Below are 17523 nucleotides of genomic sequence, written 5' to 3'. Positions count from 1 at the left end.
TTCGACAACCGTTTTAGGGCGAAACCGCTTGGTCCGAGTAGATGGGTAACTGTATCATCTGCGGCACACCCGTTGACGGCGAGATCTGTGAGAGCCACGAGGAGGATGCTGTTTTCGAATTTCGCGGCACGTCTGCCTCGCAGCTCACACCCGGTCGCTACTACCGGGGAACCGTCGACGGCTACGCCGACTTCGGTGTCTTCGTCGACATCGGAGACCACGTCACCGGCCTGTTGCATCGAAGCGAACTCGACCAACGACTCGAAAGTCTCGACTGGGAGCCAGGGGACGACGTCTTCGTCCAGGTGCTCGACGTTCGAGACAACGGCAACGTCGACCTCGGCTGGTCGATCCGCCAGCGCGAACGCGAGTTCCGCGGCAAACTGATCGAGACGGGCGACGACGAGTTCCAGCCCGAGGAGTTCGAAGACGACGCCGACGCCGACGAGTCGTCCGCCGAAACGACGAACGAAACCGCCACGCCCGACGAGCCCTCGACCGCGACGAGCGACGAGAGCGAGGAGCTCACCGACGACCGAGCGGCGAAGGCCGGCGAACTGCAGGCTGCCGCCGAGGAGACCGAGTCCGAACCGGCGTCCAAAACGGAGACGGACTCCGTCGACGAGCAGCCCGCGGTCGCGGAGACCGCCGGCACCGCCACGAGTAGCGGCTCCGTTGCGACCGAGTCCGCGGCCGCCTCGACGCCGGCCACCGACGACGCGGCCGACGCCGAACCGGACGCCGAGTCCGAACCCGCGCTCAAGCGAACGACCATCGAAGCAATCGAGAATCAGGTCGGCAGCGTCGTCCGCCTCGAGGGCGAGATCACCGGCGTTCGCCAGACCAGCGGCCCGACCGTCTTCGAACTGCGCGACGAGACCGGGACCGTCGAGTGTGCGGCGTTCGAGGAGGCCGGCGTTCGCGCCTACCCCGACGTCGAACTCGACGACGTCGTCGCCCTGGAGGGCGAAGTCGAACACCACCACGGCGACCTGCAGGTCGAGACCGAATCCCTCGATATCCTCGAGGGCGAGGCGCGCGAGACCGTCGTCGATCGCCTCGAGAGCGCGATCGAACGCGAGGCCCGCCCGGCCGACGTCTCGCTGCTGGCCGATCACGACGCGGTGGCGGCCGTCGAGGACAACATCGCCGACGCGGCGACCGCTATCCGCCGCGCCGTCATGGAAGCGCGACCGGTCGTCGTCCGACACGGCGCGACCGCCGACGGCTACGTCGCCGGTGCCGCCATCGAACGCGCCGTGCTCCCGCTGATCCGCGAGAAGCACACCCGCGAGGACGCGGAGTACCACTACTTCGAGCGCCGCCCGCTCGACGGCCGCGTCTACGACATGGACGCCGCCACCAGCGACGTCACCTCGATGCTCGAGGCCCGCGACCGTCACGGCGAGCAACTCCCGCTCGTCGTCCTCGTCGACGCCGGCTCGACGATCGAGTCCACCGACGGCTACGAGTTCCTCTCGCTGTACGATGCCGATTCGCTCGTCATCGACGACAGCCGTGCCGACGAGGAAGTCGCCGACGCCGTCGACGTCGCCGTCGCCCCGTCGCTCGCCGGCGCTGATGTCGCCGACGTCACCTCGACTGCGCTGGCGACCAACGTCGCCGCCCACGTCAACGACGACGTTCGCGACGACCTCGAACACCTCCCCGCGGTCAGCTACTGGGAGGACACGCCCGAGGACTACCTCGAGCTCGCGACCGAGGCCGGCTACGACGAGACCGGCGTCTCCGAGCGCCGCGAAGCCGTCGCGCTCGAGGCCTACTACCAGTCCTACAAGGACAAGCGCGAACTCGTTATCGACCTGCTGTTCGGTGACGACGACGAGTCGGCGCGGCCTCGAGACGGCGATCTCGCGGCCCACGTCTCCGAACAGTTCCGCGACAAGCTCGAGACCGAACTCGAGACGGCGCGCGAAAACCTCACGGTGCAGGGCGTCGACGGCGTCACCGTCTCCGTGCTCGATACGGACGCCTTCACGCATCGGTACAACTTCCCGACGACGATCCTGCTGCTGGACGCGCTCCACCGCAGCGAACGCGACCGATCTGACCCGCCCTACGTCACGCTCGGCGTCGGCGACGACGAACTCCACGTCCGCGCGACCGAACCCGTGAACGTCCGCGACCTCGGCGATCACATCGCCGAGGCGGTTCCGAACGGCGGCGTCAGCGTCGTCGGCGGCAAGGACGGTCACGTCGAGTTCCTGCCCGGCGAACGCGACGCGGTCCGCGAGGCCGCACTCGAGGCGCTCGGCGAGACGCTCGCGTAAGACTCGTCTTCCTCCGTCGTCCGTCGATCCCATAGCGCCGGTCATCGCATCCTCAGTGACAGCGCCGGCCATCGGCAACATTCGTTTCGAAACCGGTTTTCCGGTACCGCAGAAAGGAGCGCCGTGAACGAGGACCGTCTCCAGTTCTGGTCGCTCTATCTCGCTCGGTTCGCGGAAGGGTTCGGGTTCATCACGCTCATCACGCTGTTGCCGTACTACATCACGACGCTCGAGCCGACCGGAACGACGGTCCTCGGGTTGACGGTCAGCGCCGGCCTCGTCGTCGGGCTCTACACGACTGGCTTTACCTTCGCCCAGACCGTCGCCGTCATCCCGCTGGCGTGGGCCGGCGATCGCTTCGACAAGCGACTCGTCTTACTCGCCGTCCTCGGGGCCGGCGTCGGTGTCTACGCGCTGTTTCCGATCGTCGACTCGAGCGCCTCCTTTATCGCCATCCGAGCGCTACAGGGGGTCGTCGTCACCGGCTCCGGTCTGATGACGCTATCGCTCGTCGGCCAGCTCGCCGACGTCGGCGCTCGGGCGAACTACATCGGCAAGGCGAACGCGGCGAACTTCGCCGCGTCGATCGTCGGCAGCCTCAGTGCGGGCACGCTCTACGAGGCGGTCGGGTTCGGGCCGATCTTCACCGTCATCGTCTGTATCATACTCGTCGCGTGGCTCGGCACGATTCGGTACCTCGAGGCCGACGAGACCCGCGTCAGTGGGTTTCCGTTCGCCGACCTCGCGCTCAACCGGCGTCTCCTCACCCTCTCGAGCTTTCGGTTCCAGTACGCGTTTTCGGTCACGCTCGTTCGAACGTGGGTCCCGATCTTCGCGGGCGTTTCGGCGGCACAGGGTGGACTGGCATACGGCGGCCTCGCGGTCTCGCTGACCGTCGTCGCCGAGAAGTTCACCAACATGTGCTGTCAGCCGTTCACGGGTCGGCTCTCGGACGGCTACGGCCGCGCGCTGTTCGTCTTCGCCGGCGGGGCGGCGTACGGGCTGATCGCGTTGTGCATTCCGTTCGCGCCGGCGGTCGGTACCGCACTCGGGTCGCCGTCTGAACTCGTCGTCGCGGTTCCGGCGGCCGTCGCGGGGACGGCGTTCCCCGCCTGGATCCCGCTCGAGACGGTCCCCGGTCGGCTCTCTCCCTTGGGCGGCGTCTCGCCGGGGTTCGTCCCGCTCGTCGTGCTCTCCGGGCTGCTCGGAATCGCCGACAGTTTCCGCGAACCAGCGAGCATGGCGCTGTTCGCCGACGAGGGGACCGAAGACGGCGGCGTCGCCTCGAGTTTCGGCATTCGCGAACTCGTCTGGCGGCCGGGGAGCGTCGTCGCGCCCCTGCTCGGCGGCTGGCTCATGTACGAGATCGGTATGGCGTCGGTGTTCTACGTCGGTGGGGCGTTCGCGCTGACGGGCGTCGGCGCGTTCCTCGTGATTCTGGTGTGGTTCCACGGGACCGGCGCGCTCACCGAATGGTGACCGGAGCAGCCGATGCGGATCCGATCGGGTCGTCCGACTGATATCCGTGGGTGAAAGACGAGAGCCCCAACGAAAATTGATGCATTACAATTCGAGAACCGTGTATACGAACTGAGGCCGTCTCCTTATTACCTCTCGGTGATATTCACGGATAATGGATTCGCGGGACGAGGAACTCATTCGACTACTGACGGACGCCACTAATCGTGCAGTCGTAACCGTGCTCGATGACGCGTCTCACGGACTCTCCGTGACCGAAATCGCCGAACGGCTCGGTTCGGAGGACGGGGCGGAACTCGAGCGAACGGTCATCTCGCTTCATCACAAGGTCCTCCCCCGACTCGACGAAGCGGGACTGATCGAGTACGACCGCGACGAAAACGTCGTCACCGAGGGGACCACCTCGGTAGCCGACGCCGAATGGATGGACGTCGACCTCTTCGACGAACTGTTCTCACGGTTCGGAACGGGACGCGGAACGGATGAAAGCGCCGTCGGGCGACTCGAGGGGCACGAGGACGTATACGACTACTGCCGGAAACTGGCCGACAGAGCCACGGACGAACTGTTTCTGATCTACGCCTCCGACGAGTTACTCGACGAGGCGTGTCTCCCGCACGCAGAGCGCGCCATCGAGCGCGGCGTCGCGTTCCACGCCGGAACCAAAAACCGAGCGGCTCGGGAGTTCTTTCGGGATCACCTTCCGGAAGCGACGATATGGGACCCGCAACTGGACTGGTTGTACGAGCAGTCGAGCTACCCCAAGGTGAGTCGACTCGTCGTCGCCGATCGGGAGACGGTCGCCGTCGGTCTATGGGACGAAGACGCCGACGGGACCAAAAGGGAGATCGCGATGATCGGTGACGGGAAGACCAATCCCTTGGTCGTCCTCATCCGCGAACTGCTCGGTCCGCGGCTGGATCACCTCGATTACCAGAGCGACGAGTTCCTCGGAAACCTTCCGTTCGAACCGTGATCGAGAGTCGCTGTTACTCGATACCAGCTTCACCCGTACCGAACGGTGTCGGAATGGCAGCGCTCTCGAGCGTCTCGAACTGACCCGGTAGACCGACGACCGGGTATCGCTACGACTCGAGGTCCCGCTGTCGTCCCTTCGGCACCATCGAGCGGAGTTCGCCGTGGACGTAGAGGCCGACGCCGATCGCTTCGGACTCGCCTCGCTCGACGGCTTCGCCGTCTCGTACTGGTCGGCCCTCCGGCCCGACCCCGACCTCGTGGGCGGCGATCAGATACCCCCAGTCGCCGTCCCATCGCTCGAGTTCCTGATCCTCGCCGGCCGCGAACCGCCGCGCTCGCTCGCGATCGAGGTCGATAACGCACTCGGTCGCGTGACCGCCAAAGCGCTGAACGAAGTCCGTCGTCGGCTTCCAGTGTTCCTGTCGCGTGCGGAGACAGGTCATCCCGATCGCTTCGATCTCCAGCGGCGTCGGTGCCTCGCCGCCGTAGATCCAGATCTTGCCGGCCCCCTTCTCCCAGAAGGTGTAGTCGTCGAACGTTTCGGGCGGGACGCCGAACCGATCGTCGAAGTAGTCGACGACTTCCTCGCGGCTGACGCGGCCCTCGACGGTTCGCTCCGCCGGCGTCGCGGGGAGCCGATCGAACCGCTGGCCGTCGTTTCCGTCGGCCATTACGCGGTCACCTCCAGTTTCGCGACGAAGAAGCCGCCGGTGTCGTTGTGGTGGGGATAGATTCGAGCCGCGTTCTCGAGGCTGGAGTCGAATTCGTCGCCGTCCCATTCGGTCAGTCCCGGCGAGTGCTCGAGGTCGAGATCGAAGTCGACGACGCGACAGGACTCGGTGTCCAGCGCGTGCTGGACAATAGCCTCGTTCTCCTCGGGCGCGAAAGTGCAGGTCGAGTAGACGACAGTCCCGCCCTCGCGGGTGGCCTGGATCGATCGCCGGATGATCCCCTTCTGGACGCCCGCGACGGAGGAGATGTGGCCCTCGGACCAGTTGTCCAGCGCGTCGGGGTTCTTCCGGATCGTCCCCTCGCAGGAACAGGGAGCGTCGACGAGAGCACGGTCGAACTCGTCGAAGTCGAAGCGCTCGAGCGAGTAGTTGCGCGCGTCGGCGTTCGTGACCGCGAGGCTGGTCGCGCCGAGTCGCTCGGCGTTGAACCGCAGCGCCGAGATGCGCCCGAGGTTGTTGTCGTTCGCGACGACCGTTCCGCGGTCGTCCATCAGCGCCGCGATCTGAGTCGCCTTCCCGCCGGGGGCGGCACAGCAGTCCCAGACCCGTTCGCCGGGTTCGGGGTCGAGGACGACCGGCGGCACCGCCGAGACCTCCTCTTGGCCGTGCGTGAAGCCGTGAAAGGCGGTCCAGGTCGATCCCGGCGAATCGGTCTCGAGGTCGATGACGCGCGGGTTCCAGTCGGCCTGCTCGTAGTCGAGGCCCGCCTCGTCGAGGGCCGCGAGCGTCCGTTCGACGGTGGCCTTGATCGTATTGACGCGAACGGCGTTGCCGAGCGGCCGCTCGCAGGCCGCGAGGAAGGCGTCGAAGTCGTCGATGATCGGTCGATACCGCTCGAGTGGCTCCATCGGCCGCGGATTCGCACGCCCCGCGTTTGTGCGTTTCGAAGCGCCGGGCGCGGCCGGATCGACGGGGATTCTCCCGGTAGCCGCCGCCCTCGATTTTATGGGGGCGCCGACAGACGTCTCGCGTATGGCACAAATCCGCCAGCAGGGCCCCGAGATCGACCTCGAGGAGCCGGTCCTCGTCGAGGGGTTTCCGGGTCTCGGACTCGTCGGGAAGATCGCGACCGACCACCTCATCGAGGAACTCGACATGCGCTACTACGCCAGCGTCGATTGCGATGGGCTGCCTCGCGTCGGCGTCTACCGCGGCGGCAACCGAACGGCAGAGCCGCCGGTCCGGCTCTACGCAAGCGAGGAGCACGACGTTATCGCGCTTCGCAGCGACGTCCCGATCTCTTCTGATGCCGTCGGCTCCGTCGCCGAGTGTCTGACCGAGTGGATCGTCGCGCAGGACGCGCTTCCGCTCTACCTCAGCGGGCTGCCCGCCGAGCGCGAGGACGAACCCGACGTCTACGGCATCGGGACCGGAGACGCCGGCGAGCGACTCGAGAGCCACGACATCGACGCGCCGCCCGAAGACGGCGTCGTCACGGGACCGACGGGGGCGCTCATCAACCGCGCCGCACAGCGCGACTACGACAGCGTCGGTCTCGTCGTCGAATCGAGCCCGCAGTTCCCGGATCCCGAATCCGCGAGCGTCCTCCTCGAGGAGGGCATCTGTCGGCTCGCCGACGTCGAGGTCGACGTACAGGAACTGCTCGACCGCGCGGCGGAGATCCGAGAGAAGCGAGAGCAGTTCGCCCAGCAGATGCAACAGATCGGTCAGGATGAGAGTTCGCAGGCCCAGCCGCTGCGGATGTATCAGTAGCGATCGCCGCCCGATCGCGACTCGTTCTCTCGAGCGTCGTCACCGGAAACGCGTCGAGCAGTGATATCGCGTCGATCGCTCGACGCGTGCGTGTCCGGAGCGGGCGCTCTCGAGTCGATGGTCGAAGAAGCGAGTTCAGTTACGTCGCCTTCCGACGACGTTGCAAACCCGTTGTTACTCGCGAACGACGTTCGTCGCGCGCGGGCCCTTGGGGGCCTGTTCGATGTCGAATTCGATCTCCGTCCCTTCCGTGAGGTCCTCGCCGCCGACGTCTTCCATGTGGAAGAATACGTCCTCGTCCGCGTCCTCAGTCTCGATGAATCCGTAGCCGCCAGTGTCGTTGAAGAAGTCAACCGTGCCGTTTGCCATTACGACCAAATGGTACCGAGATATACGGATAAGTATTCCGCATTCGTAACCGAACCGGGGTTTGTTGCGCACGAGCGTTCTGTGATCCGCCGACAGAACGTTCAAAGGAACGTATGCGTCGTATTATCCGATGAGACGGTGACCGATCCGTCACAGTGATCAATAATTTCCGCGGTATCCCCACTTCTCCCGAACGACGGACTCGCTCGTCGGCCGCCTCGTCTCGGAGAAGCGGCGGCGAGCCGTGAGAACCGCGACAACTTATATCACACTTCGGCCGGGTGCTACTGGTATGTCCGAGGAGACGGAACTCACGGCGCTGTCCGCGACGGAACTCGCGGCAGCGATTCGGACCGGGGACGCGACCGCGACCGAAGCCCTCGAGGCACACCTCGAGCGAATCGACCGCGACGACGACGAAATCAACGCCTTCGTGACGGTCTGCGACGAGGCGGCCCGCGAGGCTGCCGCCGAGGCCGACCGGGCACTTCGGGACGGCGACGATATCGGTCCGCTCCACGGCGTCCCGCTGGCACTGAAGGACCTCGGCGCGCTCAAGGAAGGGGTGCGGCACACGTACGGCTCGGCGCTGTTCGCGGACAACGTCGCCGACGAAACATCGGCGATCGTCGAGCGCCTCGAGGACGCGGGCGCCGTCGTGATCGGGAAGACCAATACGCCCGAATTCGGGCACAAGGGGACGACGGACAACGAACTCGTCGGACCGACGGCATCGCCGATCGATACGTCACTCAACGCCGGCGGCTCCTCCGGCGGCTCCGCGGCCGCACTCGCCGCCGGAATGACGCCGCTCGCAACGGGCAGCGACGCCGGCGGCTCGCTCCGGATTCCGGCGGCCGCCTGCGGGGTTTACGGCTTCAAACCGACCTTCGGGTTGGTGCCCGACGACGGTCGGCCGAGCGCCTTCGGCCGAAAGACCCAGCACGTCACTAAGGGACCGATGACCCGAACCGTTGAGGACGCCGCGCTCATGCTCGAGATCACGAGTGGCCCCCACTCGGCCGATCCCTCGAGCGTCCCCGTGGAGATCGACTACCGCGGGGCCGTCGAGCGGTCGATCGACGACTACCGGATCGCGTACAGCCCCGATCTCGACGTCTTTCCGATCACCGACGAGGTGCGAGCGGTCGTCGAGGACGCCGTCGGCGCGTTCGCGGACGCCGGCGCGACCGTCGACGAGATCGAGATCGGCCACGGCTACTCGATGGCCGAGCTGCAGGAGGCGGTGATGGCGACGTACATGACGTCGATCCTCGAGACCGCGGCGCTCGTCGACGAGGAGCACGGGATCGACCTCCGGGACCGTCCCGAGGAGGTGTCGGACAGCCTGCTCGCGATGCTCCACATCGCCGAACAGCACGGGCCCGAAGACCTCGCCCGCTCGGGCGTCGTTCGAACTGGCGTCTTCGACGCCGTGCAGGACGTCCTCGCCGAGTACGACGTCCTCGTGACGCCGACGCTGTCGCGAGCGGACGTCGGGCTGCGCGAGGACCTCGAGTCCGACGCGTGGGAGTGGCCGCTCACGTGGCCGTTCAACTGGACGAGTCACCCGGTCGCCTCGGCGCCCGCCGGACTGACAGACGGGGGCCATCCCGTCGGCCTCCAACTCGTCGGCTCCCGGTTCGGGGACGACGACGTCCTCACGGCCAGCGCGGCGCTCGAGCGCGAGCGACCGTGGGCCCACCTCTACGAGTAGTCGACGGAGATCGCCCACGCGGTCGGCGTCGGCACAGGCCCGCGCGAACGGCCGTCTCGAGGACGCGACGGTCGACCCGATCAGGTTCGGGAGAAGGTCCTTCGCCGCGGCGTCGCTTTCTCCGACCGCATGAGCTTCGGCAGACCGAAACGCCCGGCGGACGGCGACGACGCTTCACCGAAGGCGCCAGGCGGCGTCGATCGAAACGGTACCGCGTTCGAACCTCACGCCGACGTCACTCGGACTCGATGACCGTCGAAATCGATCCGGAGCGGCGACTCGGTGCGCTCGTCAGAGACAATCCCGAATTCGCGTCGGTGTTCGAGTCCGTCGGGATCGACTACTGCTGTGGCGGCGACGCCTCGCTCGCGCGGGCCTGTGCCGACGCCGACCTCGAGGTTGCGACGGTCCGCGAGAAACTGCGCGAGGCCCGATCGGGAGACGCCGGCGAAACGAGCGACCGGGACTCGATATCGGCGCTCGTTGACGACATCGTCGAAACCCACCACGACTACCTCCGCGACGAGTTGCCGTCGCTCGAGCGAACCGTTCGAAAGGTAGTCCGCGTCCACGGCGACGCCCATCCGGAACTCCGCGAGGTCGAATCGACGTTTCTCGACCTCGCCGACGAGGCCACCCACCACATCGAGGACGAGGAGGAGAACGTCTTCCCCGAACTCGAACGGCTCGACGGCGAGCCGTCGCTGACGCCCGACGAGGAGGCGCGGATCCGCAAGGCGATCGGTCACCTCGAGGACGAACACGACGCGGCCGCGGCCCACCTCGAGCGGCTCCGTTCGCTGACCGACGACTACGCGATCCCCGAGGATGCGTGTCCGAGCTATCGCAGCATGCTCGACCGGCTGCAGCTCCTCGAGGAGGACATGCATCTGTACATCCACAAGGAGAACAACGTCATGTTCCCCGAGGCGCAGGAGCGTCTCGAAGCCGTCGTCGCGGAGTATAGTAGCCACTGAAACGATTTACATACTGATCACAACGCTGTCGTACGATCAGATGTGCCCTGACTTTCAGTGGCTACTATAGTCGACCGGCAGGACCGATCGAGTCCGGTTTCGCTCCGCTCTTTCGGCGACGAGTCGACCGCGTTCAGCCGCCGCTCGTGGTTCCCGCGTCGAGCGGTGGGACAGAGGCGGCATCGGTCGGTTCAGGCCCATCGTTCGGGAGCGCGAGTCGGGCTGACCGATAGCAGTGCGGTCTCGATCGATCACCGTCGTTTATATGTAAGTATCGGTATGGGTAGGGCATGGATATTACCGACGCCCGCGCGGAGTGTGACGCCGTCTTGGACGCCGTCGGCGAGACCGTCATCGCGGACCGGGAGTTCCTCGAGACCGTCCTGCTCGGTGTCCTCTCGCGCGGTCACGTGCTCTTAGAGGACGTGCCCGGAACCGGAAAGACGCTGACCGCGAACAGTCTGGCGTCGGCGCTGGGGCTGTCGTTCTCCCGGATTCAGTTCACGCCGGACCTGCTGCCGGCCGACGTGACCGGAACTCACGTGTTCGACGAGTCGGTGGGCACCTTCGATTTCACCGAGGGACCGATCTTCGCGAACGTCGTCCTCGCGGACGAGATCAACCGCGCGCCGCCGAAGACCCAGGCTGCGCTGCTCGAGGCGATGGCGGAAGGCCAGGTCACCGTCGACGGCGACACGCATCAGTTGCCGCAGCCGTTTTTCGTGATCGCGACGCAGAACCCCGTCGAGCAGGCCGGCACCTTCCCGCTGCCGGAGGCTCAAGTCGATCGCTTCTTGGTGAAACAGTCGATCGGCTATCCCGACGAGGACGGCGAACGAGAGCTGTTACAGCGGCGACTCGGCCGCACCGAACGGAGTCCGAGCATCGACCCGGTGCTGGACGGCGACCGCGTCCGCGCGCTCCGGGAAGTCCCCGAATCGGTCCGGGTCGACGACGATCTCGTGTCCTATATCGCCGCGATCGCCCGCGGGACGCGCACTCGAAGCCAGATCGACGTCGGGGTCTCGCCGCGGGGCACCCAGCGCCTGCTCGAGGCGACGCGGGCCCGCGCCGTCGTCGCCGGCCGCGACTACGTGACGCCCGACGACGTCAAACGCGTGGCCGGTCCCGTGCTGGCCCATCGGCTCGTTCTCACCCCAGACGCGTCGGTCGACGGGGCTTCGAAGACGGCGATCGTCGACGAGGTGCTCGATTCGGTTCCCGTCCCGACGCTCGAGTAGCGAGCGTCCGCTCCGACGGGTCTCGAGCGACCGGTAACCGGCGTCGCCACTCCCGTCGCAGAACCGATTAGCGCTGTAACGCCGCCAGCAGGAGCAACGCCCCGAACAGCATGGCGATCACGGCCGCGACCGGCTGCCCGCTGGGACCGGCGATGAAGACCGCGTAGCTCCCGATGGCGGCGACCAGCCCGACGAGGACCGTCGCGCCGACGTGGGGGAGTTCCGCTCTGGCCGTCGCCGCCTCCCGTCCGAGCTGCTCTCCGATCCCGATCGCGTGATGGCCGGCGTCCCAGGCCAGCACGGTCGCGGTGACGCTCGCGAGCATCGGTATCGGGGGAACGCCCTGGATTCCGCCCGCGAGCAGCCCTGCGAGTGCGACACCACAGCCAACCGTGACCGCCCGACGCGAGCCCGTCCAGAGTCCGGCACCGACGATCAGCAGCGCGGCGGTACCGCCAGCGAGCACGAACGGGGAGTAGAGGGCGCTCGAGATCACTCCGAGGAACAACGCGACGATCGAGAGCCCACCGGTCAGGATCGCGGGCCGGTGGTCGGGATCGACCGCGTCGACGTCGGCGCTCACGCCGACCACCGCCGTCGGCTGCGCTCGAGCGTCGCCGCCAGCGATTCGTCCGCCGGCCAGTCGACGACCCTGATGCCCGCCCCTCTGAGCGTCGAGACGCGGACCGTTCGCTCGACCGCCGCGAGTCGTTCGCCGGGCGTCTCCCGCCCCGTCGGATCGGGACTGACGACCGTCACGAGATGGCCGTCGGCCTCGAGCAACTGCGCGATGCGAACGACGTCGTCGTCACACAGCGGCGTGAAGAGGACCACCTGCGAATCGGACGGCATCCGCGATCGGAACCGCTGACGCTGGACGTACAGCATCGATTTCGACGACTCCGGCGGGGACAGCCCGAACGCCGGATCGGTCGCGAGCAGTTGGCGGGCCCTCGCCCGATGGTCGGGGCCCGACCCCGGCGACAGCCACCGCTGGTGCGGCCCGAAACTGGCGAGACCGACGCTGTTTCCGCCCGCGTCCAGCGCGTCGAGTACGGCGATGGCCGCCTCGATGCCGCGATCGACCGCGTTGCGGCCCGTTTCGTCGGGCCGACGGTACGCGTCCGTGCGCGTATCCACGGCGAGCATCACCGTCGCCGACCGCTCCTCGCGAAACGTTATCGTCGCGAGATCCTCGCCGCGAGCCCGGCGGTTCCAGTCGATCCGCGAGAGGGGGTCGCCGCGGCGGTACTCCCTCGTCGCGTGGAACTCGAGGCCCTCGCCGCCGACGTCGGTCTCGACGCGACCGGTCAGCGGCAGCGTCAGCGACCGCAACGGGAGGGCGGTCTCCGTCTCGGCGGGCGGACAGCGGAGTTCGGTGTCGACGCGGATCCGCTGGACTCGCTCGACGGCACCGGTGAACCCTCGCGCGACGACGGACACCGGTTCGAACGCATGGGCGCCCTGTCGAGCGGTCACCGCGTAGGAGAACGTCTCCGTCTCGCCCGGCCGGAGTGCGGTCCCGTGTCTCGGGGATTCGTCGGTGACAACGAGTTCCGCCGGGACGCCGTCGACGAAACGGAGATCCGGGAGGATCTCGTCCCCGTCGTTGCGGACGCGCACCGTCACGCGAACGGACTCGCCCGGTTCGAGGTCGCCGTCCTCGAGTTCGCGTGCGATCGAGAGCGTCGGGGTCGGCGGCCGACCGACTCGAGCGTAGGCCGCGTACGCGATGCCGACGACCGACGCCAGCAACAGCGCCGGCGACGTGACGATTGCGCCGACGCCACCGAACAGCGAGGCGACGGCGGCGATGCCGGCCAAGCGGTTCGTCTCGTGGGTACTCGAGTCGACGACGACCGAATCCTCGGCGTCCGCGGTATCGCCGTCGGTTCCGGGTTCGGTATCGACGTCAGTGTCGGAACCAGACCCAGCGTCAGTGTCGTGGCTAGTAACGGCGTCGGTGTCGGATTCGGGACCGTCGTCTGGACGACCGGTGCCGGCGTCGGTACCGGTTTCGGAACGAGTATCGGTATCGATAGCGGCGGCCTCGCCGCCATCGAATCGCTCGTTTCGGGCGTCAGTCGATCGTCCGTCGTCGTCACGTCCCGTCATTCGTCGTCGGTCACCTCCGCAATTCGGGCGATTTCGGCTGCGGCACGTCCGGCGCGGCGGGGGCGGTCGCGACGTACCGTCTCTCGAAACCGAACGTGCCACGGCGCCCAATCGGGGATGGTCGTCGTGAACTGCGCCGCCGCCAGCGGGTCGTCCGTCCAGGTCCCGTTTTCGAGCGCCGCTCGAGCCTCGTCCTCGGTCAGGCCCCTCTCGAGCACCAGCGCGTCGGTGGCGGCCCGCTCGAGCCGCTCACGGAGTTGTTTCCCCTCTCGACTGTACGCTACGCGTCCCGATTCGATCGCCGCGTCGATCTCCTCGCCGGGGGTCAGCAGCTCCTGTGGCCGTTCTGGGGCCGGGAGTTCGGTCTGCGTAACGTCGGTGTGTCGGCGAGCCTGTACCGTTCGAAGCCCCTGCAAGAGCGCGATCACGCCGACCACGGACACGATCGACTCGCCGAGGCCGAAGGGAGCGGTCAGTTCCGGGACTGCCACGAACGCCAGGCCGATTAGGACCAGGCCGACGCCGACTATTGCGTACTTGTTCATAGGGAGTCGTTCATCGTGTGTCTCCGTTCTCGAGGTCGTGGTCGTCTCCGTAGGCCGCTTCGATCCGCCGCAGTAGCTCGACGGCGCGGCGCTCGCGGTCGTCCGTGACGGGGCGGTCGCCGTAGCGGACGTCCTCGAACATCGTCCGCAACTCGTCGACGTGGGACGGATCCAGCCCCGCGTCCCGCGCCGCGGCCGCGAACTCTCCAGGGGTGCTCGAGTCGGGACGGTCGACCGCGAGCGGCTCCGTCATCTCGCGCCACGCCCGATAGATGTCGTTCTCGAAGTCGTCGCCCGACTCGAGCCGGTCGGCGGCCTGCCCGGCCGCGCGGCCGAGAGCGTCCCGTCGAACGGTGTCGTCCGGTTCAGCGGCCGATTCCGCCGTGTCTCGACTCTCGCCGTCGCCGCCGTAAAACAGCGCCGCGAACGCCCCGACGATCGTCACCAACAGGACAGTCAGCACGAGCAGCGAGGGCAGGGTCGGCCCGGAAACTGGCCCGTCGCCGTCGCCGCCGAGCGGGCCGCTGGATTCGTTCTCTGACGTAGGGGGCTGCACATCGGCCGGGGGAGCCGGCGGCTCGATGGCCAGTGTCCCACAGCCGCCGGTGAGGACGGCGAAGACGAGCACGACGAGCGGGAGCAACGCGATCGAGAGCATGATCGTCAGTCTGGCATCGTACGACCGCGTCGCCAGCGCGGCGACGCCGACCGCCCCGAAAACGAGTCCGAGGAACCCCAACTCCGAGTCGAGGAACGCGACGCACAGCCCCGAGACGTTGAGGGCGCTGTCCATCTCGGGATTGGCGTCGACATCGGAGGGGTCGTCCGGTTCGTCGGTATCGCTGCCGCCGCCGTCGGCACCGCCGAACCCGCCGCCGCCCCCACCGTTCTCGACCATCGACGGTAACGTCGCCGCCGCGAGCACGACGGCGAGACAGCACAGGAGGGCGATCAGGACGACGCGACCCGTATCTCTGTCCACGCCATTTCTTTCTTGTAATACCTGAAATGTTTTACTCTCGTTCGGAGCGACGCGAATCCGCGTCGCGTTCGCAGCCGACGAGTTTCATCGCGAGCGGCTCGACGTCACTGTGAGCCCGCCACCGATTCGCTCGCCGTTGTTCCGGAATGCGCTACTGCAAACGCAACTCCTTTTCGCGTTCTGTCCCTTGCCCCGAACATGGGAACGGAAGACGCCGAAACTGTTGCGCCCGGAACGTGTCCGACCGCAAACGGCATGCCGATGCTCGGGCTCGGTACCTGGCAGAACGACGACGCCGAGCAATGCGCCGAGAGCGTCCGAACGGCGCTCGAGACGGGCTATCGACACATCGACACCGCCCAAGCCTACGACAACGAGGCGGCCGTCGGCGAGGGCATCGCACGGGCCGACGTCGATCGCGAGGACGTCTTCCTCGCGACCAAGGTCTGGTACTCCAATCTCGCCCACGACGACGTCCTCGAGACGACTCGAGACAGTCTCGATCGCCTCGGTGTCGACTCCGTCGACCTGCTGTACGTCCACTGGCCGTCCGGGGAGTACGACGCCGAGGAGACGCTGTCGGCCTTCTCGGAGCTCTCCGACGAGGGCCTGATCGAGAACGTCGGGGTGAGCAACTTCCAGCCCGAACACCTCGAGGAGGCCGTCGACGTCTGTGACGCGCCGATCTTCGCGAACCAGGTCGAGTTACATCCGCTGCTGCCACAGGAAGAGATCCGAGAAGCCTGTGAGAACTACGATATCGAGGTCGTGGGCTACTCGCCGCTGGCGCGCGGACAGGTCTTCCAGCAGCCGGAAATTCAGACGGTCGCGGAGAAACACGACGCCAGCGAGGCACAGGTCAGTCTCGCCTGGGCGCGCGAGAAGGGCGTCACCGCGATTCCGAAAGCGACCGGTGAAGTGCACATCAGCGATAACTGGGAGTCGCTGACGGTGGATCTCGACCGCGAGGATATCAACCGGATCGACGCGATCGACGAGACGAGTCGCGAAATCGATCCCGGCTTCGCGCCCTGGAACTGATCGGCGAGAGTGCTTCCCGGACCGAACCGCGGCGTCGGCTCGAGCCCGGCCGACGACTCTATTCGGCGCGAGAGACGAACCTGAACGGGGATCAACGGACCTGTCGACGGCGAAGAAAAAGCAGGAAAGTTTACGGTACATCGGCTTTTTGGCTCGCGTATGTCTACCCGCTCGCGAAGCGGTGGCGGTGGTGGGCTCGTCGGTGCGGTGAGAGCCGACGTTCGGCGGTTACACGGGGCCTGGATGGAGATCGTCTTCCCCCGGCAGCGTGGCCGCGGCCACTCCGTCATGGGCAAGTGGGAACCCGAGACGCTCCCTCAGAAGATCAGCTATCACAGTTGGAGCGTCCTCGGCGTCATCGGCTTGCTCGTCCTCTATCCGCTTACTGTCATCGGCCTCGGAACCCGCTACTACGCGGCGAAACTCGACTCGACGCGGACCCGTCTCGGCATCGTCGGCGTTACGGGCATCGCACTGCTCGGCTGGGGACTGCTGACGGTCGCCTGGGGTGCGATGTCCTACATGGAACAGGTCGAGATCCCCCTCGACGCGGTCCTCGCGGTCGCGGCCGCGAGCGGCGTCGCGACGGTCTCGACCGCCCTCGCGGCGACGTGCTCGAAGTTCGGCGGCCGCGGAACCACGGTCGCCCTCGCGTACCCGTTCGCGATGACGGCGCTGTTCCTCCCGCCCGTCGTCGCCGCGCTCGTGACGCCGTCGCTACATCCCTACGTCCTCGATCCCAGCTACGACCTCGCCGTCTGGGTGCTCGACAACGTGTTGTTCGTCGGCGGCCTGAACGACTCCCTCCGCAGTGCCTTCACCCTCGAGGGAGCCGCCTACGCCGGAATGTGGTTCGGACTTTCGTTCCCGGTGGGCTGGTTCCTCGGGAGCGTCGTCACGCTGGCGAACCTCGTTCGACCCTCGGAATAGCCGACGTTTCTTTTCCGACCAACGGTCGTGAACGGACTGCCGATTCCCGGTACCATTAGGAGTTCCCCTCCTAACGACCGCATATGAAGTTCGACCTCGCGAAGACGGCAGTGGCGTTTCTCGTCGTGATCGCACTCGGCGTCGGCGGGTTGCTCGCCGCACCGATGATGGGCACAGGGACCGTGCTGACGATGGTCGCGCCGTCGATGATCGCGTTCGGGCTGATCATGCTCGTACTCGGCGTCAAACACGGCGAGTACCGCGCGGCGGGCCGGTAGAAACGGACTGAGCGCTCGGTATCGGCTATCGGAACCCCACGGACTGACGGAATAGAATAGCATCGCAACGAAAGTCAGCACCGAGTCACCGCTACTGATCCTCGAGCGGATCCAATCGAAACAATCGATCGTTCGT

General features: G+C 66.8%; 17 protein-coding genes. 10 read left to right on the top strand and 7 right to left on the bottom strand.

Going from position 1 to position 17523, the window contains the following annotated elements; all coding sequences use genetic code 11:
- The first annotated feature begins 41 nt into the window (after positions 1–41).
- From LDH66_RS01135 to LDH66_RS01125, 3 genes are all read left to right on the top strand, one after another.
- Complete coding sequence (locus tag LDH66_RS01135) at positions 42–2291, top strand: DHH family phosphoesterase (protein WP_226479246.1); 2250 nt, start codon at positions 42–44, stop codon at positions 2289–2291.
- Between the two features lie 123 nt (positions 2292–2414).
- Positions 2415–3770: an MFS transporter gene (locus tag LDH66_RS01130; protein ID WP_226479245.1), complete on the top strand. Its 1356-nt coding sequence runs from the start codon at positions 2415–2417 to the stop codon at positions 3768–3770.
- A 154-nt stretch (positions 3771–3924) separates the two neighbouring features.
- Positions 3925–4746, top strand: coding sequence for a DUF7344 domain-containing protein (locus tag LDH66_RS01125; RefSeq protein ID WP_226479244.1), 822 nt, complete (start codon positions 3925–3927; stop codon positions 4744–4746).
- Positions 4747–4855: 109 nt separating this feature from the next.
- Here LDH66_RS01125 and LDH66_RS01120 read toward each other — a convergent pair whose 3' ends face one another.
- Both LDH66_RS01120 and LDH66_RS01115 read right to left on the bottom strand, forming a co-directional pair.
- The gene (locus LDH66_RS01120; RefSeq protein WP_226479243.1) at positions 4856–5419 is read right to left on the bottom strand and encodes a DUF7122 family protein; all 564 of its coding nucleotides are present in this window, start codon (positions 5417–5419) and stop codon (positions 4856–4858) included.
- The gene (locus LDH66_RS01115) at positions 5419–6327 is read right to left on the bottom strand and encodes an RsmB/NOP family class I SAM-dependent RNA methyltransferase (protein WP_226479242.1); all 909 of its coding nucleotides are present in this window, start codon (positions 6325–6327) and stop codon (positions 5419–5421) included. The genes LDH66_RS01120 and LDH66_RS01115 overlap by 1 nt, the downstream gene beginning before the upstream one ends.
- A gap of 124 nt (positions 6328–6451) precedes the next feature.
- On the opposite strand from LDH66_RS01115, the gene LDH66_RS01110 reads away from it, so the two are divergent.
- On the top strand, positions 6452–7192 hold the full coding sequence (locus tag LDH66_RS01110; protein WP_226479241.1) for a proteasome assembly chaperone family protein: 741 nt from the start codon (positions 6452–6454) through the stop codon (positions 7190–7192).
- Between the two features lie 174 nt (positions 7193–7366).
- Here LDH66_RS01110 and LDH66_RS01105 read toward each other — a convergent pair whose 3' ends face one another.
- Positions 7367–7561 (bottom strand): cold-shock protein, encoded by a 195-nt coding sequence (locus LDH66_RS01105; protein WP_005554594.1) that lies wholly within the window; start codon positions 7559–7561, stop codon positions 7367–7369.
- A 292-nt stretch (positions 7562–7853) separates the two neighbouring features.
- On the opposite strand from LDH66_RS01105, the gene LDH66_RS01100 reads away from it, so the two are divergent.
- The 3 genes from LDH66_RS01100 (at position 7854) to LDH66_RS01090 (ending at position 11496) form a co-directional block, all read left to right on the top strand.
- Positions 7854–9278 carry an amidase gene (locus tag LDH66_RS01100; RefSeq protein ID WP_226479240.1) on the top strand — a complete coding sequence of 475 codons (1425 nt, stop codon included), beginning with the start codon at positions 7854–7856 and terminating at the stop codon, positions 9276–9278.
- A 248-nt stretch (positions 9279–9526) separates the two neighbouring features.
- Positions 9527–10255 carry an iron-sulfur cluster repair di-iron protein gene (gene ric / locus LDH66_RS01095; RefSeq protein ID WP_226479239.1) on the top strand — a complete coding sequence of 243 codons (729 nt, stop codon included), beginning with the start codon at positions 9527–9529 and terminating at the stop codon, positions 10253–10255.
- A 290-nt stretch (positions 10256–10545) separates the two neighbouring features.
- Entirely contained in the window at positions 10546–11496 is a 951-nt protein-coding gene (locus tag LDH66_RS01090; RefSeq protein WP_226479238.1) for an AAA family ATPase, read from the top strand.
- A 67-nt stretch (positions 11497–11563) separates the two neighbouring features.
- Here LDH66_RS01090 and LDH66_RS01085 read toward each other — a convergent pair whose 3' ends face one another.
- The 4 genes from LDH66_RS01085 to LDH66_RS01070 are packed head-to-tail and all read right to left on the bottom strand — an operon-like array spanning position 11564 to position 15138.
- The gene (locus LDH66_RS01085) at positions 11564–12079 is read right to left on the bottom strand and encodes a DUF7519 family protein (RefSeq protein WP_226479237.1); all 516 of its coding nucleotides are present in this window, start codon (positions 12077–12079) and stop codon (positions 11564–11566) included.
- Positions 12076–13611 (bottom strand): DUF58 domain-containing protein, encoded by a 1536-nt coding sequence (locus tag LDH66_RS01080; RefSeq protein WP_226479236.1) that lies wholly within the window; start codon positions 13609–13611, stop codon positions 12076–12078. The genes LDH66_RS01085 and LDH66_RS01080 overlap by 4 nt, the downstream gene beginning before the upstream one ends.
- Entirely contained in the window at positions 13608–14156 is a 549-nt protein-coding gene (locus LDH66_RS01075; protein ID WP_226479235.1) for a DUF7269 family protein, read from the bottom strand. Before LDH66_RS01075 ends, LDH66_RS01080 begins: the two co-directional genes overlap by 4 nt.
- A gap of 10 nt (positions 14157–14166) precedes the next feature.
- Entirely contained in the window at positions 14167–15138 is a 972-nt protein-coding gene (locus tag LDH66_RS01070) for a DUF4129 domain-containing protein (RefSeq protein ID WP_226479234.1), read from the bottom strand.
- A 198-nt stretch (positions 15139–15336) separates the two neighbouring features.
- Here LDH66_RS01070 and LDH66_RS01065 point away from each other — a divergent pair, with 198 nt between their 5' ends.
- The 3 genes from LDH66_RS01065 (at position 15337) to LDH66_RS01055 (ending at position 17387) form a co-directional block, all read left to right on the top strand.
- The gene (locus LDH66_RS01065; RefSeq protein WP_226479233.1) at positions 15337–16179 is read left to right on the top strand and encodes an aldo/keto reductase; all 843 of its coding nucleotides are present in this window, start codon (positions 15337–15339) and stop codon (positions 16177–16179) included.
- Between the two features lie 159 nt (positions 16180–16338).
- Entirely contained in the window at positions 16339–17109 is a 771-nt protein-coding gene (locus LDH66_RS01060) for a hypothetical protein (protein ID WP_226479232.1), read from the top strand.
- An 83-nt stretch (positions 17110–17192) separates the two neighbouring features.
- Positions 17193–17387: a DUF7333 family protein gene (locus LDH66_RS01055; protein ID WP_226479231.1), complete on the top strand. Its 195-nt coding sequence runs from the start codon at positions 17193–17195 to the stop codon at positions 17385–17387.
- Positions 17388–17523: the final 136 nt, after the last annotated feature.

This window comes from Natrinema amylolyticum, assembly GCF_020515625.1.
Taxonomy (GTDB): Archaea; Halobacteriota; Halobacteria; order Halobacteriales; family Natrialbaceae; genus Natrinema; species Natrinema amylolyticum.
Note: the sequence above shows the minus strand (reverse complement) of the source record. Positions and strands in the feature narration are given on the sequence as shown.

Bases quoted from the DNA above. Each gene is read 5' to 3' on its own strand.
- LDH66_RS01135 (WP_226479246.1), top strand. From the start codon at position 42: ATGGGTAACTGTATCATCTGCGGCACACCCGTTGACGGCGAGATCTGT.
- LDH66_RS01125 (WP_226479244.1), top strand. From the start codon at position 3,925: ATGGATTCGCGGGACGAGGAACTCATTCGACTACTGACGGACGCCACT.
- LDH66_RS01120 (WP_226479243.1), bottom strand. From the start codon at position 5,419: ATGGCCGACGGAAACGACGGCCAGCGGTTCGATCGGCTCCCCGCGACG.
- LDH66_RS01115 (WP_226479242.1), bottom strand. From the start codon at position 6,327: ATGGAGCCACTCGAGCGGTATCGACCGATCATCGACGACTTCGACGCC.
- LDH66_RS01110 (WP_226479241.1), top strand. From the start codon at position 6,452: ATGGCACAAATCCGCCAGCAGGGCCCCGAGATCGACCTCGAGGAGCCG.
- LDH66_RS01105 (WP_005554594.1), bottom strand. From the start codon at position 7,561: ATGGCAAACGGCACGGTTGACTTCTTCAACGACACTGGCGGCTACGGA.
- LDH66_RS01100 (WP_226479240.1), top strand. From the start codon at position 7,854: ATGTCCGAGGAGACGGAACTCACGGCGCTGTCCGCGACGGAACTCGCG.
- ric (WP_226479239.1), top strand. From the start codon at position 9,527: ATGACCGTCGAAATCGATCCGGAGCGGCGACTCGGTGCGCTCGTCAGA.
- LDH66_RS01090 (WP_226479238.1), top strand. From the start codon at position 10,546: ATGGATATTACCGACGCCCGCGCGGAGTGTGACGCCGTCTTGGACGCC.
- LDH66_RS01080 (WP_226479236.1), bottom strand. From the start codon at position 13,611: ATGACGGGACGTGACGACGACGGACGATCGACTGACGCCCGAAACGAG.
- LDH66_RS01075 (WP_226479235.1), bottom strand. From the start codon at position 14,156: ATGAACAAGTACGCAATAGTCGGCGTCGGCCTGGTCCTAATCGGCCTG.
- LDH66_RS01065 (WP_226479233.1), top strand. From the start codon at position 15,337: ATGGGAACGGAAGACGCCGAAACTGTTGCGCCCGGAACGTGTCCGACC.
- LDH66_RS01060 (WP_226479232.1), top strand. From the start codon at position 16,339: ATGTCTACCCGCTCGCGAAGCGGTGGCGGTGGTGGGCTCGTCGGTGCG.
- LDH66_RS01055 (WP_226479231.1), top strand. From the start codon at position 17,193: ATGAAGTTCGACCTCGCGAAGACGGCAGTGGCGTTTCTCGTCGTGATC.